This window comes from Methylobacterium sp. J-059 (assembly GCF_022829485.1).
Lineage (GTDB): Bacteria > Pseudomonadota > Alphaproteobacteria > Rhizobiales > Beijerinckiaceae > Methylobacterium.
In genome coordinates, this window is record NZ_JAKSYA010000167.1 from 26,306 (window position 1) to 44,135 (window position 17,830).

12 protein-coding genes and 1 pseudogene are annotated in these 17,830 nt (G+C 66.9%); 4 read left to right on the plus strand and 9 right to left on the minus strand.

Annotated features, from left to right (window positions below; translation table 11 throughout):
• Positions 1 to 282 precede the first annotated feature (282 nt).
• The 7 genes and pseudogenes from MKK55_RS25300 to MKK55_RS25325 form a co-directional block, all read right to left on the minus strand.
• A pseudogene (locus tag MKK55_RS25300) lies at positions 283 to 1,219 on the minus strand (IS630 family transposase); the annotation flags it as partial.
• An 87-nt stretch (positions 1,220 to 1,306) separates the two neighbouring features.
• On the minus strand, positions 1,307 to 1,801 hold the full coding sequence (locus tag MKK55_RS25305) for a hypothetical protein (RefSeq protein ID WP_243938275.1): 495 nt from the start codon (positions 1,799 to 1,801) through the stop codon (positions 1,307 to 1,309).
• Between the two features lie 78 nt (positions 1,802 to 1,879).
• Positions 1,880 to 2,869: a DUF5677 domain-containing protein gene (locus MKK55_RS25310; protein ID WP_243938277.1), complete on the minus strand. Its 990-nt coding sequence runs from the start codon at positions 2,867 to 2,869 to the stop codon at positions 1,880 to 1,882.
• A gap of 461 nt (positions 2,870 to 3,330) precedes the next feature.
• Complete coding sequence (locus MKK55_RS29250) at positions 3,331 to 4,068, minus strand: E2 domain-associated cysteine-rich protein (RefSeq protein ID WP_313898985.1); 738 nt, start codon at positions 4,066 to 4,068, stop codon at positions 3,331 to 3,333.
• A complete protein-coding gene (locus MKK55_RS25315) occupies positions 4,055 to 5,638 on the minus strand; it encodes an adenylate/guanylate cyclase domain-containing protein (protein WP_243938279.1) in 1,584 nt (527 codons plus the stop codon). Before MKK55_RS25315 ends, MKK55_RS29250 begins: the two co-directional genes overlap by 14 nt.
• Positions 5,639 to 5,653: 15 nt before the next feature.
• Positions 5,654 to 6,766: an adenylate/guanylate cyclase domain-containing protein gene (locus MKK55_RS25320; protein ID WP_243938281.1), complete on the minus strand. Its 1,113-nt coding sequence runs from the start codon at positions 6,764 to 6,766 to the stop codon at positions 5,654 to 5,656.
• Positions 6,767 to 7,232: 466 nt separating this feature from the next.
• Positions 7,233 to 10,961 (minus strand): vitamin B12-dependent ribonucleotide reductase, encoded by a 3,729-nt coding sequence (locus tag MKK55_RS25325; RefSeq protein ID WP_243938283.1) that lies wholly within the window; start codon positions 10,959 to 10,961, stop codon positions 7,233 to 7,235.
• Between the two features lie 564 nt (positions 10,962 to 11,525).
• Between MKK55_RS25325 and MKK55_RS25330 the strand changes: the two genes are divergently transcribed.
• A complete protein-coding gene (locus MKK55_RS25330) occupies positions 11,526 to 11,942 on the plus strand; it encodes an NADH:ubiquinone oxidoreductase subunit NDUFA12 (RefSeq protein ID WP_147844523.1) in 417 nt (138 codons plus the stop codon).
• 344 nt (positions 11,943 to 12,286) lie between these two features.
• Entirely contained in the window at positions 12,287 to 12,931 is a 645-nt protein-coding gene (locus MKK55_RS25335) for a DUF2155 domain-containing protein (protein WP_147729817.1), read from the plus strand.
• Positions 12,932 to 12,980: 49 nt separating this feature from the next.
• On the opposite strand, the gene aat is transcribed toward MKK55_RS25335, so the two are convergent.
• On the minus strand, positions 12,981 to 13,667 hold the full coding sequence (gene aat, locus MKK55_RS25340; protein WP_147729863.1) for a leucyl/phenylalanyl-tRNA--protein transferase: 687 nt from the start codon (positions 13,665 to 13,667) through the stop codon (positions 12,981 to 12,983).
• A 344-nt stretch (positions 13,668 to 14,011) separates the two neighbouring features.
• Between aat and MKK55_RS25345 the strand changes: the two genes are divergently transcribed.
• Together MKK55_RS25345 and MKK55_RS25350 are read left to right on the plus strand one after the other, a co-directional pair.
• Entirely contained in the window at positions 14,012 to 14,293 is a 282-nt protein-coding gene (locus MKK55_RS25345) for a hypothetical protein (protein WP_147729864.1), read from the plus strand.
• Between the two features lie 132 nt (positions 14,294 to 14,425).
• Positions 14,426 to 15,697, plus strand: a complete 1,272-nt coding sequence (locus MKK55_RS25350; protein WP_243938285.1) for a hypothetical protein — start codon at positions 14,426 to 14,428, stop codon at positions 15,695 to 15,697.
• 366 nt (positions 15,698 to 16,063) lie between these two features.
• Here the strand turns inward: MKK55_RS25350 and MKK55_RS25355 are convergent, their stop codons facing one another.
• Positions 16,064 to 17,746: an acyl-CoA dehydrogenase family protein gene (locus MKK55_RS25355; RefSeq protein ID WP_147729428.1), complete on the minus strand. Its 1,683-nt coding sequence runs from the start codon at positions 17,744 to 17,746 to the stop codon at positions 16,064 to 16,066.
• Positions 17,747 to 17,830 lie beyond the last annotated feature (84 nt).

Sequence of the window (17,830 nt, forward strand, 5' to 3'; positions counted from 1 at the left end):
ATAACTGAAATGCACTATATCTTTGCGCAAATATCATAATATATGGATCGGAAATAAGCTGCTGTGCTGATTGCGCTTTTCTGGTCGGGATGTCCGTTTCAGTTTTCGATCATGGCTAGATGATACAATGGACCCTTCTAGGGCTCAGACGCACTCACTTCGTTCATGCGGGTGAGCACTAGCTCGTTGTTCTAGTATCAATTTTTCCAGACTCGGCTGAAGCCTCCGTCTGGATCGATGCACTAGCACTAGAGCTGCATCCGACCAGGTTGGATCAAAGGCATCGTAGCCTGTGGCCATCAGGTAGTTGCGGCATTCGACTGGTGTGAAGCGCTCGAAGGCTTTCTTGAGGGTGTCACAGAGGTCCGCGGCCGTGCGAGCAGCCTGGGCACGCAAGCAGGCCTTGAGCTTGGCGAAGGCGAGTTCGATGGATTGAAGTCGGGCGAGTAGGCTGGGAGGTAAAGCAGCCGGGCCCCGACCGCCTCAATGCGCTCGCGGATGCCGCTGACCTTATGGGCGGGCAGGTTGTCGAGCACGACCGTGTCACCCGGGTTCAAAGCCGGCACCAGGGTCTCTTCGACATAGCGGCGGAAGCGGACCCCAGTCATGGGGCCGTCGAAGAGTGCGGTCGCCGTCAGGCCGCTGGCCCGCAGCCCCGCCGTGACCGTGATGGTCTTCCAGTGCCCGAACGGTACGGCCACCCGGCAGCGTTCACCACGCGGAGCCCGCCCGTAGCGACGCGCCATTTTCGTGTTGGTCGCGGTCTCGTCGAGGAATACGAGCCTGTCCGGATCGAGGTCGGACTAGCCCTCGAACCAGGCCAGGCGCGCCGCCTTGACGTCCTCCCGATCCTGCTCGGCGGCCTGGCCGGTGTTTTTTCACGCGTGATGCCGTGGCGCTTGAAGAAGCGGGATAGGCTGCTCGCCCCGACCAGCAGGCCATGTTCGGCCAGTCGGGCGCGCAACTCGCGCAGGAACAGTTCGGGCTTGGCCTCATAGGTCTGACGGATCAGGTCGGCCTGGGCCTCGATGGCGTGCGAACGCTGATCGCCGCCAATCGGTTTGGCCCGTTTGCGGCCTTCCCGCACGAAGGCCTCGTGCCAACGCACGGCACTGGCAGGACTGACCTCGAAGCGTCGGGCGGCCTCCCGGCGTGAGGCGCCTGCCTCGATCACCACCACGACGCGTTCACGCAGATCGGCTAACAGGGCTGAGGGCATCCGGCTCTCCTCCTGGAAAGCCGGGCATCGAATCACATCTGCGCCGCTCTCAAAACCCCAATCGATTCAATCCGATCGGACACTGCTCTAGACGCCAGTGCGGGCTATGACCGCCAGGACATCTGCGTGCGTCCGGTCTCCTAAGGTGAGTATTTCTTGCGCCAGCATTTCAATGGCGGGCCACCAGGCTTCCACATCCTGCCGCGATGCGCCTATGGCGCCCGTCTTCCATGTATGCCTCTGGTCACCTTCCGGGTATAGATCAGCGGCATAATCCTCCACGTCCGCAGTATCCATCTCACTGCCAGGCGCATGGGAAGGGCCAAATTTCTTCTTCTCCGCGAAATGCCCTGCGTAGGCCATCCGGGCGTAGTTGGTTACGCGGGTGACCTCCGGCGGCGTCGGCTTATGAGGGGTAGCGGGTGGCTCGTATCGAGTCTCCAGCGTCACATGAGCAAAGTGTTTGGCAGTTCTGATAACAGTACAGGATTCAATCACCATGCCCAGTTTAACCGCCACAACAGCGTGAGCCGCTTCATGATAGGCAACAGCCTCCGGATTAACTGGCGCAGAACCAAACATATTCCCAGAAATCATTTAACGGCCTGCCAATAGCTAATGATGAAAAACGGCGGAGTGTCTTGGGACAAAAGGATAAGATTAGGTCTTACGCTTCATGTAGCTCCAATCAAGCTCGGCTTCAGTAATGATAGGAACCGGGGGCAAAATGCCAGACTGGATAATTTCCGTTATCTTATCGTAGGACTCACGCTTGGCACTGTCATCGGGGAATATATCGTGGACAGCCCTGATGGAGTTCAAGAAAATCCGAAGACCCCAATGCAGCGAAAATAGCGCCCAGTATTTTGCGAAATGGTCAGAAGATATGTGCATTGTTTCGTGATCGCCCCACGCTCTACGCATAAGTTCGTGCGGCGAAAAATGCACGAACCGCGACGTAGCTTCATAGATGTAATCGTACTCATCTTTCCGCCCAACCTGTTGGGCGATATGCGCAACACTGGGTTTATCGGATTCGCGGCGCCATCCGAGTTTCGCCCCAATGGCTTTGATACCGGCGGTGGCTGCTGGTGCGGAAGCGATAAAGAGCTTTGCAAACTTCATTGTGAAGCCCACGGCGTGCATTCCGTCGCGCTTCAAGTAATCCATCTGCACGCGCATATGCTCCTTGATACTGGCTTGGCCCATCAAGTGGAGCAGTTCATTTGCCACATCGGAGTGTTTTGATAAATACTCCAGCCAAAGCATCTCCTCATACGCTGGCCGAAGCAGACAAACCCCAAACGCAGCGCTACCTGTGTCGCAAAGTGAAAGAATTGCCGTAAGGCCTTCTCGCTGGCGAATGATAGCTGCGCGTCGCACAATGTCGTAGGACTGCTCTTTGAGTCCACCAGTAAAGTGTGTGCGACTTATATCACCCATAACTATGTCAAGAGCTGCCAGCAACTCTCTGACCAAAGCGATACGCTCTGGAAGAGAAAGTTCCGGCTTCTCAGCCTTCGGAGGTTCCCACAGTGGACCTTGGTCGTTTTCAAGCATTGCTTTGTCTACAGCGGCAGCTCCCCAGTCGGCAAGTGGCAGCAATTTTCCTGAACAAAATCGCGCAAATATATTTGCTGAATACAGCAATCTGTGCGCGATATTCCTATGGGCATGGTCGTTGTGCGCTGCGCCCCCCTTTATGACAGCACAACAAGGAAAACAAATGAAAGCACAACGTATTTCCTATTTAGGCGACCAAACAGCGACCTATTTTATTTTCAGCCTCAATGGTCCGCGCCCTCCTTGAGGGACGCAAAACTCAAATCCGGCGGATCTTCACGGGGCTGTACAAGATTTTCCAGCACTGGCCTGCCTTTGACCTAGAGCAGGCACCGACCGGCTTGAATCGTTTAAGGTTCTCGCTGGGTCGGGGTTGTGCTTCGATGGGCGGCTTTCCGAGGAGGAGAGCCGATGGCGTCTGCCCTGGCCGATCCTGACGCGTCGGATACGGTCGCTCGCCTCGCGTTCTGCCTAGCCCTCGCGCGGCCACTGTACCGGTGTTTGGGCGTCCCCACCCACTTGTCCACGGGGTACAAATTCCAGCATGGTCACGCGGCTAGCGGACAGCCTTTCATGGTGCAGCAACACGCCGTTCCGGCCATCCACGTCCAATATTCCTGCAGTTTTCGCTCACGGGATCGCTCTTCCTGGAGCAGGGCCAACACCTTCGCCCGATGCGGGCACTTCCGCCTGAGCACGGGTCGACCCTGTCGGGACCGTCCGCATGGGCAAGCCGCACGTCCGTTGATGAGCCTGCTGCTGTCCTTTGTCAGGGCAGCGTCTAGGGCCGCCACAACCGATCTTTCGCCGGAGACGTGACGTTCGTAGGCGTCGAGTAGGCCGACCTCGCCTGCCAGGGCGAGGGCATCGCGGTGATGCTTCCCGGCCGCGCCGTGCGACAGGGCATTCTGGTCGGGCCAGAGCCCGCTTCGCGCCGCAACCCGCTGGAGCTTCAGGAAGTCCTCCAGAGCGGCCCACCACGTCGACGCGCTCGCGGCGTCCTCGACCATCCAGCCCGAGGACAAACCAAGGCAGAACCAGCCGTCATCTTCAACGTGGCGTTCGGGGCACCGGGCAGGAAATCGTGTTCCGGGAAGGGTTTCGCGGACTCGAACCCCCGTAGTCTCCAGGGAAATATCAAGAAGGACCCGCTCGTCTCCGGCAGCCGAGTTGGACGCAAGCTTGGCGACGCCCCTTAAGCGCGTTCGGCTTCTGTCCGTGACGCTGAACCACAACGGGACTGCCGCAGCCGCGTGGGTGAAGCGCTCGGCCCTACTGGCTCGCATGGGCGCGCAACTCGGGCCGGCGCGACGTTACGGTCGGAGCTGCAGGGATCTTGACAAAGCCCCCCAGGAAAGTCTCGACCGCCTCATAGTCCAGGTTCTCGACCGGCCCGTAGCGGAACAGCTGGCGGATACGGAACGTGGCGGCTTCAGTCGCGTCCGGTCCCAAGGCCGTCTGCGTGCCTTCGAGCCCGGATTGCAGCGTCTCAGATGTGGAAACCGCTTTGCTGGCGGCGCAACGAACGCTGCGATCCCCACGGATGCCGAGCCGCGTTATAGGGGTCTGACCGAGTTCAAGCGCGATGGCCAGACCCAAGGCGCCAACGCCGGGAAGCATGGTCCTGCAGAGCTCAAACGACGACCTAAGGCCGCCGGCGAGCCGCACGGCGGAATCTACGCTGGCGGAGCGGTCCGTCTCCACCCGGTTCCCCTCAGCGATCAGGCCATGCAGGCAATCGCCGATGAAGCGGACTTTCCTGGCGCCGAAATCGTCGCGTGAGCACTCCGCCAGCTCACCCCTGATGACGTGGAGATTGGCGGTCATCTCCTGGACGCCACCGGTCGCGATGCAGGTATCGACGTAGGCCGTAAAGCCGGAGATGTCGGCAAAGACCGATACGGCTGGCATGCGCACCGTGCGGCTCGGCATCAGGTCTTCGAACCGGATTGTTCGGAGGGGCGGCTCGTGGTGGTGGAAGCGAAATACCGCCTCGCTCGCCGTGACAGCCGAGAGCGCCGCATCGTTCTGCAGCGAGCGGAGAGCCTCCTGGACCTTAGCTCGAGTGAAGCCGTCACTGGCGTCCCACGATGGACGCCCCTGGCTCATGTTAGCGTAGCGATACTGACTGTCCTGCGTGAGCGCGACGCGGCGCTCCTGCACCAGGCCCACCCCGCCCTCGTCTAAGACCGTCCTGACGCGGTCGCTCATGAAGATGCCAGGCTCGTTGCCCTCGGCGAGTTTGGCTGCGTAGTTCGCCGGGCTCCCGAGGAACAGCGGCTCGGGCTCCGCTCCCCTGCCACTGTTCACGGCGACCGCCATGCCGGTGTCGAGACCGATCCGCACGTGGGTCGACAGCCGCTGGCCACCCATCGTTCGTCCGGCTTCCTCGATGGTCCCTTTCAAGGTGGCGGCGAAGGCAAGCGCCTTGAGCACGCGGTCCCGTTCGCTGGCCGCGGGCGTTACGACGACCGCGTGCAAACGTGGGCCGTGGTAGTCGACGCGCTGGACTTCGAACTGCTCGACCACCCTATCGGTCGCGGCATAATGGAGGTGTAGAGCCTGGAGGAGTCTGCGATGGCTCGCCTCGGTCTCGCAGCCATGGTCGAGCAACAGCGCGTGGTAGTCGATAAGCTGCACGTAGACATGCACGCCATCCACGAGGACGGCCCGGTTATTCGGGATATTGGCAATCGGAGCCTCGTCAAGCCCAAGCCGTCGGCCCCGTTGGTTCAACTCGTTGACACGCCGCTGCAGGTAACCTTGATCGAACCGCCGCACGTCGATGGCGGAAGCGGGCACGGTCTGCATCAGCCTCGTGATACGGGCGCGGCTATCAGTGAGTTTCCAGGTCATGATAGGGCGCTCCCTTCAGACGTGAGACAGGTATGCGGTGAAGGGGCGGTCGTGCTTGTCGACGAACGCCACCGGGTCCGGGTTGAAGCCCGCGCGTCGCTCCCGGGGCAGGTGCCCGTAGACCGTGTCGCTCAGCCTGATCGCACCGTCCCTGGTACCGGGTTTGGGCTTGTACTGCTCGTATCGCGCCGCGGCATTCACTACTTGGCCGACGAGCGTGAACGCGATGCGTTGGCCGCCTCCGAAGTCGCCAACGGCGACCTCTCCGGCATGGAGGCCGATGCGGATACCGATTCGCAGGTCCTCACGCCGTGCGATCTCGTTGACCCGAGCAACTGCCCTCTCCGCCGCGCCAGTAGCGTCGGCGACGGCACGCGCGAGCCGGGCGTCGCCGGGGCAGAGCCAGAAGGCCATGACTCCGTCGCCCATGTATTTGTCGATCTGCCCGCCAGCAGCCTCGATCTCTTCGACCTGGGGCCCGATGACCCTCCGCAGCACACCGCCGACCCCATCGGCGTCAAGTCGCTCTGAGAGAGCGGAAAACCCTGCAACGTCACTGAACCAGACCAGCGCTTGCTTCTTGACCATTGGGATCGGCTCGTCCGCTACCGCCGAGAGCGCAGCCATGGTCGCCTCAACCCCTTCGCGACAGACCAAGCGTTCCACGATCCGCTCGGCCTTGGAGATCTCTCGAAGGAACTCGGACCGCTGAACTGACGCTCCGTCGAGCTTGACGACCAGCGTCCTGCTGAGCGTCTCAAACCAGAGCGCCCGCGCCTCGGGCGACATCCCGTCAATCGTGGATCGGTCGATCCGCAGAACCTTTCCGCGACCGTCCGAAACGATATCGTTTCCGCGACGCGCCCCTTCCCGGAGAAAGGCCATTTCCCCGAGGATGTCACCCGGCCCACGGACGGCGATCAGGCCCTCCGTTTCGATGCGGAAGCGGCCTTCCTCTACGACCCAAACGCAATCGGCCTCGTCGCCGGCCAAGCATAAGCGATCACCATCCGCGACGTGTTTGAGGCGACGCTCCTTGCCGAGGATTTCGAGGAGAATTTCTGGTTTCGGGCAATAGCGGGCCAGGAAGCCATGCAGGCCGTGACTAGGTCGAACTGGTGCAGTCATCGGCGTCCTCGTGGATCTACCAAGGGGCGGATTTCGCCTGGACCGAACGACGCTTCGGCTGACCTCGCTGCACGAAGGCCGAAACAGGGCCGGTCGGGGGGGCGGGCATCCACCTAGCAAGCTTGGCCTTATTCACGTTTTGTTCGATCAAGGAGATTGGCGGCCCTTCACGGGCCGCCATTACTGCTGGTTCAGATCTCCGGAACATCGCGTTGCCGGACGATGCACAATTGAGGTGATGCTTCGAACGGCTACCAGAGGGGCGCATCTGCGGAATTATCAGGAACACCCTGTAATCGCACCGAGGTTTCTTCACCGTAAGGCTTAAAATGGCCTTTCGACTTTGTGTCGTTCCCTCGAATTCCGCCTTGGAGGGGGTTGGGTCCAAACTTGCCTATGGCGAGGGTCCAATCCTCCCTCTTTTTGGGCCCAAACTCCCCTCTCCGTTATACGCCGACCGCCGCGCCTACGAGCAGCCGGTCGTGCTGCCGCAGGTGTCGCACTTCAGGCAGGTTCCGTTGCGGACCAGCGTGAAGTTCGCGCATTCCGGGCAGGCCTCGCCGACGTAGCCCTTCATCTTGGCCTCGGCGCGCCGGTCGGCGACGCTGCGCTCCGGCTTGGCGAAGGGCAGGGCCTCGATCGACGTCTCCGCGTGGCCGGCGAAGTCCGGCTCCGCCTTCAGCGCGGTGGCGCCGCGCATGGCGTGGACCACGCCGCCGGCCGGGGCCGACTGGCCCGCGTTGCCGGCGCCGACGCCGACGGTCGCGCCGGACGGGCCGCCCTGGATCAGGGTCAGCCGGTCGGCCGAGCCGCGCAGCAGACCGCGGGAGACGACGCTGGCGGCCGTCTGCTGCGGCTTGCCCGCCTCGCGGGTGGTGTCGCCCTCGCCGCCGCCGAGTACGGTCGAGCCGATCTCGGACGGGTCGACATGGGCGAGGTCCATGCGGGCGAGGTACGAGATCGCCAGCTCGCGGAAGACGTAGTCGAGGATCGAGGTCGCGTTCTTGATCGCGTCGTTGCCCTGCACGAAGCCCGCCGGCTCGAAGCGGGTGAAGGTGAAGGCCTCGACGTATTCCTCGAGCGGCACGCCGTACTGGAGCCCGAGCGAGATCGCGATGGCGAAGTTGTTCATCAGGCTTCGGAAGGCGGCGCCCTCCTTGTGCATGTCGATGAAGATCTCGCCGATGCGGCCGTCGTCGTACTCGCCGGTGCGCAGGTAGACCTTGTGGCCGCCGACGACGGCCTTCTGGGTGTAGCCCTTGCGCCGGTGCGGCAGCTTCTCGCGCGAGCGGATGCGCTCGACCCGCTCGATCACCCGCTCGACGATTCGTTCGGCGAGCTGCGTCGCCTTGGCGGCGGCCGGCGCCTGCACCAGCGCCTCGACCATGTCCTCCTCGTCGTCCTCGTCCTGGATCAGGGCCGAGTTCAGCGGCTGCGACAGCTTGGAGCCGTCGCGGTAGAGCGCGTTGGCCTTGAGCGCCAGGCGCCAGGACAGGGTGTAGGCCGCCTTGCAATCCTCGACCGTGGCGTCGTTGGGCATGTTGATGGTCTTGGAGATCGCCCCCGAGATGAAGGGCTGCGCCGCCGCCATCATGCGGATGTGGCTGTCGACCGAGAGGTAGCGCTTGCCGATCCGCCCGCACGGGTTGGCGCAGTCGAACACCGCGTAGTGCTCCTGCTTCAGCCCCGGCGCGCCCTCGAGCGTCATCGCCCCGCAGATGTGGGTGTTGGCGGCCTCGACGTCCTTCCGCGAGAAGCCGAGGAACGGCAGCAGCTCGAAGGTCGGGTCGGAGAGCCTGTCCGCCGGCACCTTCAGGGTGTCGGTGAGGAAGGCGTCGCCCAACGTCCAGCGGTTGAACACGAACTTGATGTCGAAGGCCGACTTCAGGCCCGCCTCGATCGCGGCGATCTTGTCGTCGGTGAAGCCCTTGGCCCGCAGGGAGCCCGGGTTGATCGCCGGCGCCTGGCCCATCGAGCCGTGGCCGACCGCGTAGGCCTCGATCTCGGCGATCTCGGATTCGCGGTAGCCGAGCGCGCGCAGCGCATCCGGCGCGGCCTGGTTGATGATCTTGAAGTAGCCGCCGCCGGCGAGCTTCTTGAACTTCACCAGGGCAAAATCGGGCTCGATGCCGGTGGTGTCGCAATCCATGACGAGGCCGATCGTGCCGGTCGGCGCCAGCACCGTCGCCTGCGCGTTGCGATAGCCGTGCTCCTCGCCGAGCCGCAGGGCCCTGTCCCAGGCGGCGCGGGCGTGGTCGCCGAGATTGCCCTGCGGGATGTTGGCGTGGTCGAGCGGCACCGGGGCGATCGAGAGGAACTCGTAGCCCTCCGCCTCGCCGTGCGCCGCGCGGCGGTGATTGCGGATCACCTTGAGCATGGCGTCCGCGTTGTCCTCGTAGGCCGGGAAGGCCCCGAGCTCCGCGGCCATCTCGGCCGAGGTGGCGTAGGACACGCCGGTCATGATCGCGGTCAGCGCGCCGGCCAGCGCTCGGCCCTTATCCGAGTCGTAGGGCAGGCCCATCGTCATCAGCAGGCCGCCGATGTTGGCGTAGCCGAGGCCGAGCGTGCGGTACCTGTAGGAGAGCTCGGCGATCTCCTTCGACGGGAACTGCGCCATCGTCACCGAGATCTCGAGCACCACCGTCCAGAGGCGGTTGAGGTGCTCGAAGGCCTCGACGTCGAACTGCTTGGTCTGGCGGTCGTACATCGTCAGCAGGTTGGCCGAGGCCAGGTTGCAGGCGGTGTCGTCGAGGAACATGTACTCGGAGCACGGGTTCGAGGCCCGGATCCGCCCGCCGGTCGGGCAGGTGTGCCAGTCGTTCATCGTGGTGTTGAAGTGCAGGCCCGGATCGGCCGAGGCCCAGGCCGCCTCGCCGATCTTCTCCCACAGCTCGCGCGCCGGCAGGGTCTTGGTCGTCTTGCCGGTGGTGCGGGCCTTCAGCTCCCAGGGCGTGTCGGTCTCGACCGCGCGCAGGAAGTCGTCGGTCAGCGAGACCGAGTTGTTGGAGTTCTGGCCGGCCACCGTGAGGTAGGCCTCCGAGTCCCAGTCGGTGTCGTAGACCGGGAAGTCGATCTTGGTGAAGCCTTGGCGGGCGAACTGGATCACCCGCTTGGTGTAGGAATCCGGCACGGCGTCCTTGCGGGCGGCCTTCACGGCCTTCTTCAGGGCCGGGTTGCGCTCGGGGTCGAAGCAGGCGTCGCCTTCCGCCTCGCACTGGGTGCAGGCCTTCATCACCGCGGCGAGGTGCTTGGAGACGATCTTGGAGCCGGTCACCAGCGCGGCGACCTTCTGCTCCTCCTTCACCTTCCAGTCGATGTACTGCTCGATGTCCGGGTGGTCGATGTCGACGATGACCATCTTGGCCGCGCGCCGGGTGGTGCCGCCGGACTTGATCGCGCCGGCCGCCCGGTCGCCAATCTTGAGGAAGGACATCAGGCCGGACGACTTGCCGCCGCCGCCGAGTTTTTCGTTTTCTCCACGAAGCATCGAAAAATTCGAGCCGGTGCCGGAGCCATACTTGAACAGGCGCGCCTCGCGGACCCACAGGTCCATGATGCCGCCCTCGTTGACGAGGTCGTCCTGCACGCCCTGGATGAAGCAGGCATGCGGCTGCGGGTGCTCGTAGGACGAGGCGGACTTGGTCAGCTCGCCGCTGCGGTAGTCGACGTAGTAATGGCCCTGGGCCGGGCCGTCGATGCCGTAGGCCCAATGCAGGCCGGTGTTGAACCATTGCGGCGAGTTCGGCGCGACCATCTGCTTGGCGAGCATGAAGCGCAGCTCGTCGAGGAACGCGGAGGCGTCCTCCTCGGAAGTGAAGTAGCCGCCCTTCCAGCCCCAGTAGGTCCAGCAGCCGGCCAGGCGGTCGAACACCTGCGTCGCCGACGTCTCGGAGCCGGTGCGCTCGGCCTCGGGCAGCTCGCCGAGCGCCGCCTCGTCCGGCACCGAGCGCCACAGGAAGGACGGGACGTCGTTCTCCTCGACCCTTTTCAGGCGCGCCGGCACGCCGGCCTTGCGGAAGTACTTCTGCGCCAGCACGTCGCTCGCGACCTGGCTCCAGCTCTCGGGCACCGAGATCCCGTCGAGGCGGAAGACGGTCGAGCCGTCCGGGTTGCGGATCTCGGACAGTGCCTTGCGGAACGGGATCGCCGCATAAGGCGAGGAACCGGACGTGGTGTAACGACGCTCGAACCGCATGAGACGCACCTCTCCCGACGAGGCGCAGAGGCGCCCCGGGGTTGAATCCGGAGATCCGAAGAGCCGAATCCGGGCGCCTGAAGCGATGCTGCCCGGATCGGCCGACGTTGGTAAGAAGGTGGCTGGACGCGCACGGATCGAACGGATCGGCGCTCCCGAACCATGACCCGGACATTAACGCCGGGCCGGCCTTCACGTCAACAAGTGGTGTTCGGCCTCCCGGTTCCACGCTAGATGTTGTGGTCTTGGCGGTAAAATTGTGGATAAGTCGGCGCCGGCCGTAAGTGCTGTTTCCGCCTCCTGGATTTCGCGCGGAAAATTTTTGCGTCCACAGCGTCGTCGGGCCGCCCGAAAACGCGCCCGCCGCGCCGCCGCGCCGGCATGGCCGCCGGGCGACGGGGCCGGTCCGCGGCGACGCCCGCCCGGCGGCGTCACCGGCGCCCGGGCTCGGGTTTCGGACTTGGTTCTGGACTTGCGGGCACCCGCTGCTCATAACCGCGCTCTGCATGCGCAGCCCGGATCGCGATCCCCGGCCGCGCGTGCGAGCAGGCTTCGGAGACGGCGATGGCGCTCAAGGACACGCTTCTGCGCATCTTCACGTGGTGGAACGGGCAGACGATGTCGCTCGCGCTCTACACCGCGCGCAGCGGCAACTTCGTCGGCAGCGACGACCACGGCAACAAGTACTACCGCGCGCAAGGGGCGCTGATCGACCGCTCGGTCGGCTCGGAGCGGCGCTGGGTGGTCTACAACGGCTACGCCGACGCCTCGAAGGTCCCGCCCGGCTGGCGCGGCTGGCTCTGCCACAACGTCGAGCTGCCGCCGAGCGAGGAGGCCTACACCCCGCGCGAGTGGCAGAAGCCCCACGTCGAGAACATGACCGGCACGGCCGACGCCTACCGCCCGAAGGGCTCGCAGCTCTCCTGGGGCGCCCGCCCCGCCGCCACCGGCGACTACGTGCCGTGGACGCCGGGCGAATAGCCCCCCACCAGTCCGGCCGGCACGTCTCCCCTCCGGTTGGATAGGCCTCCGAGGCCGGATCCGCTTTGACGACCCGGTCTCCGTCATTCCGGGGCTGCGCAGCAGAGCCCGGAATCCAGGGCCGCCGCGAGGCGCAGACTGGAGCGAGACCCGCTGCGCTGGATCCCGGGCTCGCCTCCGGCGCCCCGGGATGACGGGGAGGGGCCGGAAACGAGACCTGCAGGCCCTGTCCGCCCGCGTCGCGCCCGCGGAGGCCGCGCCCTTTTTCCACCACCGTTTCCGTATTGAACGCGTCGATCCGCCGGCCGCGCGCCGCGTCGTTCACTTGCCGAGAGGGGCGTGCCTTGAGCCGCATCACCGCACGGGCCGCGTTCGGCCTCGCCGCCCTCGCGCTCTGCGCAGGCCCGGCCTCCGCCGACAAGATCAAGAACCCGACCGCGGTGTTCTCCGGCCTCGACAAGATCACCGGCCGCATCGTCTCGTTCGAGGTGGCGGTGGACGAGACCGTGCAGTTCGGCGCGCTGCAGCTCACCCCGCGGGTCTGCTACACGCGGCCGCCGACCGAGAGTGCCAAGACCACGGCCTTCCTCGAGGTCGACGAGGTGACGCTGGAGAACAAGTACCGCCGGATCTTCACCGGCTGGATGTTCGCCTCGAGCCCCGGCCTGCACGCGATCGAGCACCCGATCTACGACGTGTGGCTCGTGGATTGTAAGGGCGGCAGCGACATCATCGCCGAGGCGCGCGAGCAGGAGGACGTGCCGGCGATGGCCGCCAAGCCCGAGCGCAAGCGCGGCACGAAGGACGCCGCCAAGACCGTGCAGCAGGTCAACTCCGCCGGCCAGGTCGACGTCGAGGCGCCGCGCGGCGTCCCGGTCCAGCCGCGCCAGAAGCCCTCGCGCAAGTTCTTCCCGTCGAACGAGGGCCCGGCCCCGGCCCCGCCGCAGCCCCCGCAGCCGCAATCGATCTTCGACGCGATCTTCCGCTGACCGCGTCCCCCCTTCCCTCCTCCCTGAAGCGGGGGAGGGAAGGGGAGCCTCACGCCTCCGCGGAGCCCGGCCCGAGGGCGGCCAGGGCCTGCGCCCCTCGGACGCTGCCGTCCGTCGGCCAGGCGTTCCAGTCGGCGGCGTGGCCCAGCGCCTCGGCGAGCCGGCGCTTGTAGACGTGGCGCGGCAGCTCCTCGGCGCCGAACTGGGCGAGGTGCTCGGTGACGAACTGGGTGTCGGCGAGGCGGTATCCGCCGGCGCGGAGCCGCCCCATCAGGTGGACGAGGGCGACCTTCGAGGCGTCGCGCACCTCGTGGAACATGCTCTCGCCGAAGAAGGCCGCCCCCATCGAGACCCCGTAGAGGCCGCCGACGAGCCGGCGCGGCTCGCCGGCGTAGACCTCGATCGTGTGGGCGTGGCCGCGGTCGAACAGCGCACCGTAGAGCTCGCGGATGCGGCCGTTGATCCAGGTGCGCTCGCTCTCGCGGCGCGGGGCGGCGCAGCCGCCGATCACGCCGTCGAAGTCGGTGTCGCTGCGGACCTCGAACACGTCCGAGCGCACCGTGCGCGCGAGCCGCTTCGACACGCGGAACCCGTCGAGCGGCAGCACCCCGCGGGCGCGGGGCTCGACCCAGTACAGCGTCGGGTCGTCGGCGTCCTCGGCCATCGGGAAGATGCCGGCGGCGTAGGCCTTGAGAAGGATCTCGGGCGTGATCTCCACGCGGGTGCCGTCGTGCATGGCGGCGATTCTGGCGTGCGCGCGTCCGGAACGCCAGTGGGGCGGCCGCGCAAATCCACGGCGCCGACGCCGCGGGCCCGACCGGCCGGCGATCGCGATCCTTCTGCGGTTCGATCCGTCCGCATCAGGACCGACCTGCAGGGGCGGCGATCTTTGGAAGCACATCCCCGGCCGCATTGGCTAGGATCATCAGCATCGAACCCAAGAGGCGGCAGCACGCCGCCCGGAGGCCGGCATGATCGTCGCCATGCGCAAGTCCCGACCCGAGGCCCGTCCGATCCCGTCGTGTCGTCGCACCGACGGCACGGGGAAGGATCGCAACACGGCACGGAAGGACGAAGGCGATGGGCCATCACGACACGGCATTTGACGCATCCGGCGCGGGACGGACATTCGGATCCCGCACCTTCGCCCTGGCCGCGCGGGCGCACCGCCGGCATTACGGCCGGGCCGCCTTCGCCACCGCCATCGACGACGGCCTGATGCCCGACGAGGTGCGCGGCATCCTGGCCGGCCGCAGGATCGTCGACGCCTTCCCGGTGCGCCGGGGCGAGAGCCCGCCGGCCTATGCCGGCCGCGCAGTGGCCGAGATGATGGTCGCCTACCTCGCGAGCGAGACGCCCTGAGCGGCGAAGCGCCCTCGCGGGCGACCCGGCCGACGCGGTCGGCCCGACCCTGATCCCACCCCGAAGTCCAGTCCCACCCCGAAGTCCAGCCATCGGACGACCTGCGCGACGCCGCAGGCGAGAGGTTTCGGCATGCCGATCCACACCCGTCGCCGCATCCCATCCCGGTTCGCGATCGCCTGCGCCGCCTCCGCCCTCGGCCTCGGTTGCCTCGTCGGCGCGGGCTCGGCCGACACGCGGACCTCCCTGCGGATGGCCTTCGTCGGCGCCTCGACCGATCTGGCGCAGCGTTTCGCCCCGGCGGACGCGGCGGCGCGGGTCGCCCTCGGGCCGGGCGGGGCGGACGTGCGGGTGGCCGGCGACCTGATGGACGGCGTCGCGCTGCGGGTCGAGGCCCTTCTGGCGGCGAACCCGCAGGCCCGCCGCATCCACCTCACCAGCGGCGGCGGCCTGGTCGAGGAGGGCCTGGCGCTGGGGGCGCTGATCGCCGAGCACGGGCTCGACACCTACGTCCCCGACGAATGCGCCTCGGCCTGCACCCTGGCCTTCGTCCGCGGCCGCGCGCGCTACCTCGGCACGGCCGGGCGCCTCGGCTTCCACGCCCCCTACGAGGCCGGCCTGTTCGGGCAGACCTTCGCCGTCGACGCCAGCCCCGAGCGGGCGGCCTACCGCGACGCCGGCATCGCCGCGGACTTCACGGCGGAGGCGCTGGCGGTCGCCTCCGACGACATCTGGATGCCGGATGCCGAGCGCCTGATCCGGGCCGGCGCCGTCACCGAGGTGGTGGAGCCCGACCGCTTCCCCGACTCGACCCTCGACGACGACGACGGCCCGGAGGCGGCCCGCGCGCAGGTGCTGCGCAACCTGCCGATCCTCGCGCAGGCCGACCCCGCCGCCCTCGACCGCATCGCCGCCTGGTACCGCGACGGCTACCGGAACGGGCGCTCGGAAGCGGACGCCTTCGACGGGTTGCGTGCCCGGGCGAACGACCACCTCAAGGTCCTGTTCCGCCGGGCCGACGACGCGACCATCCGGGCGCTCGGGCATGCGGCGCTCGCAGCGTCGCGGGCGGTGGGGGCGGGCGACGGTGATGCGTGCGAAGCCATCGCCGGCGGCGACGTGGTCGCGATCGACGAGGCCCTGCGGCACGCCGCGCACCCGGTGCCGAGCCTGCCGGCGCTGATCGTGCAGGCGCGACGGCAGAATGCGGTGCCGACCGAGGGAGCCGCCGCGGGCGACGACGCCCGCCCGCGCCGGCACGCCCGGCGCCCGCCGGCGCGCTGCGCGGCCCGGATCGCGGCGCTGCGGCAGGCCCTGGACCGCCCGGCCCGCGAGGCGGCCGCCGAGGTGCGGGGGCTGCTCCTGACGGAGGCGCCGCAGGTCGCCGCGATTGCCGCGCCGTGAGCCTCGCGCGCCGTCCGTCGCCGGGCGACGACCGGTTCCGTCCGCCGCGAAACCGCGGGGACCGGAAGACGAGGGCCGTGGCCGCCCCCGGCACCGGTGAGGATGTGCGGCGCCCAGCGGAGCCGGCGCCGCGGTAAGCCGAGGCTGCACCCCTGATCCGGATTGCGGGCGTGGCCGCTGCCCGGCCGGGGCCGTTTCGGAGCGGATGCGTCCACGCGTCCCTCCCCTCGACGGATCATGGGCTTACCCGGAATCCGCATGTCTCGCGTGCCCGATTCCGCGTGCCCCCGGTTCGGGCGGGCCCGATTTTGGGGGGGCGGGAAGATCCGAGCGGTGCCCGGGCCGTCTCCCGGCCCGGGCGTCGTCTCACGCCGCCTCGAGCAGGCGGCGGGCGATGACCTGGGCCTGGATCTCGGCCGCGCCCTCGAAGATCGAGAGGATGCGGGCGTCGCAGAGCACGCGGCTGACGGCGTACTCGAGCGCGAAGCCGTTGCCGCCGTGGATCTGCAGGGCGTTGTCGGCCGCCGCCCAGGCGACGCGGGCGCCGAGGAGCTTCGCCATGCCGGCCTCGAGGTCGCAGCGCTTGCCCTCGTCCTTCTCGCGGGCCGAGAAGTAGGTGAGCTGGCGGGCGATGTTGATCTCCACCGCCATCATCGCGAGCTTGTCGGCGACCCGCGGGAAGCTGATCAGGGCTTTTCCGAACTGCATCCGCTCCTCGGCGTAGCGCAGGCCGAGGTCGAGGGCCGACTGGGCGACGCCGATGGCGCGGGCCGCGGTCTGGATGCGGGCGGACTCGAAGGTCTGCATCAGCTGGGCGAAGCCCTTGCCCTCGACCTCGCCGAGGAGGTTGTTGCCCGGCACCTCGAAGTTCTCGAAGGCGAGCTCGTACTCCTTCATGCCGCGGTAGCCGAGCACGTGGATCTCGCCGCCGGTGAGGCCCTGGACCGGGAACGGTTCCGCGTCGGTGCCGCGGGGCTTCTCGGCGATCAGCATCGACAGGCCGCGGTGGCCCTTCTCCTCGGGCTTGGTGCGGACCAGCACCGTCATGATGTCGGCGCGGACGGGATGGGTGATCCAGGTCTTGTTGCCGGAGATCTTCCAGGTCTCGCCGTCCTTCACCGCCTTGGTGCGCAGCGAGGCGAGGTCCGAGCCGGTGTTCGGCTCGGTGAACACGGCCGTCGGCAGGATGTCGCCCGAGGCGATCTTGGGCAGGAAGCGCTGCTTCTGCTCCTCGGTGCCGCCGCACAGGATCAGCTCGGCGGCGATCTCCGAGCGGGTGCCGAGGGAGCCGACGCCGATATAGGCGCGCGACAGCTCCTCGGAGACGACACACATCGAGATCTTCGGCAGGCCCATGCCGCCGTACTCCTCCGGGATCGTCAGGCCGAAGACGCCGAGCTCGGCCATCTTGGTGACGATCTCCATCGGGATGTAGTCGTTCTTGAGGTGCCACTCGTGCGCCTGGGACACCACCTCGGCCTTGCCGAAGCGGCGCATCTCGGAGCGGATCGCCTCCATGTCCTCGTCGAGGCCGGAATCGCCGACGGTGGCCGACGCCACGCCGTCGCGGATCTTCTGGACCAGGGCGGCGCGGTTCTCCGGGGTGTTGCCGTCGGCGATCAGCGCCTCGACCGCGTCGGTACGGAACTGCTGCACCTCGCGGGCGGTGAGCCCGAGCGAGCCGACCGGGCGCACCATCTCGCCCTGGCTCATCGGGATGCCCGAGACCATCTGCTCGAGGTACTCGCCCGCGCCGATCTTCACCAGCAGCGTCTCGGTCTCGCCGAGGCGGCCGGCCGCGCGCAGGTTGGCGGCGTAGGTGCCGAGCTCGCGCACCGCCTCGCCGTAGGTGGCGATCCAGGCGAGGCCGTGGGCGGCGTGCTGCTCGGCCTCCAGCTTGGCGGCGTCGACCTTGCCGTCCGTGCCCAGCACGCGGGTGCGGACCCGGCGGGTCGCCTCGGCGACGAGACGTTTCGCGGATTCGCCGGCGGCCTGCGTGAGGGCGACGAGATCCTGCGGCTCGGGCTGGAAGGCGGGCGAAGCGGACATGGCTGGCACTTTCGTCTGAACGTTTCCGGTTGCGAGCAATATAGGCCCGATCCACCGGGACGTAGCAAATTCTTGAGGCTCGGA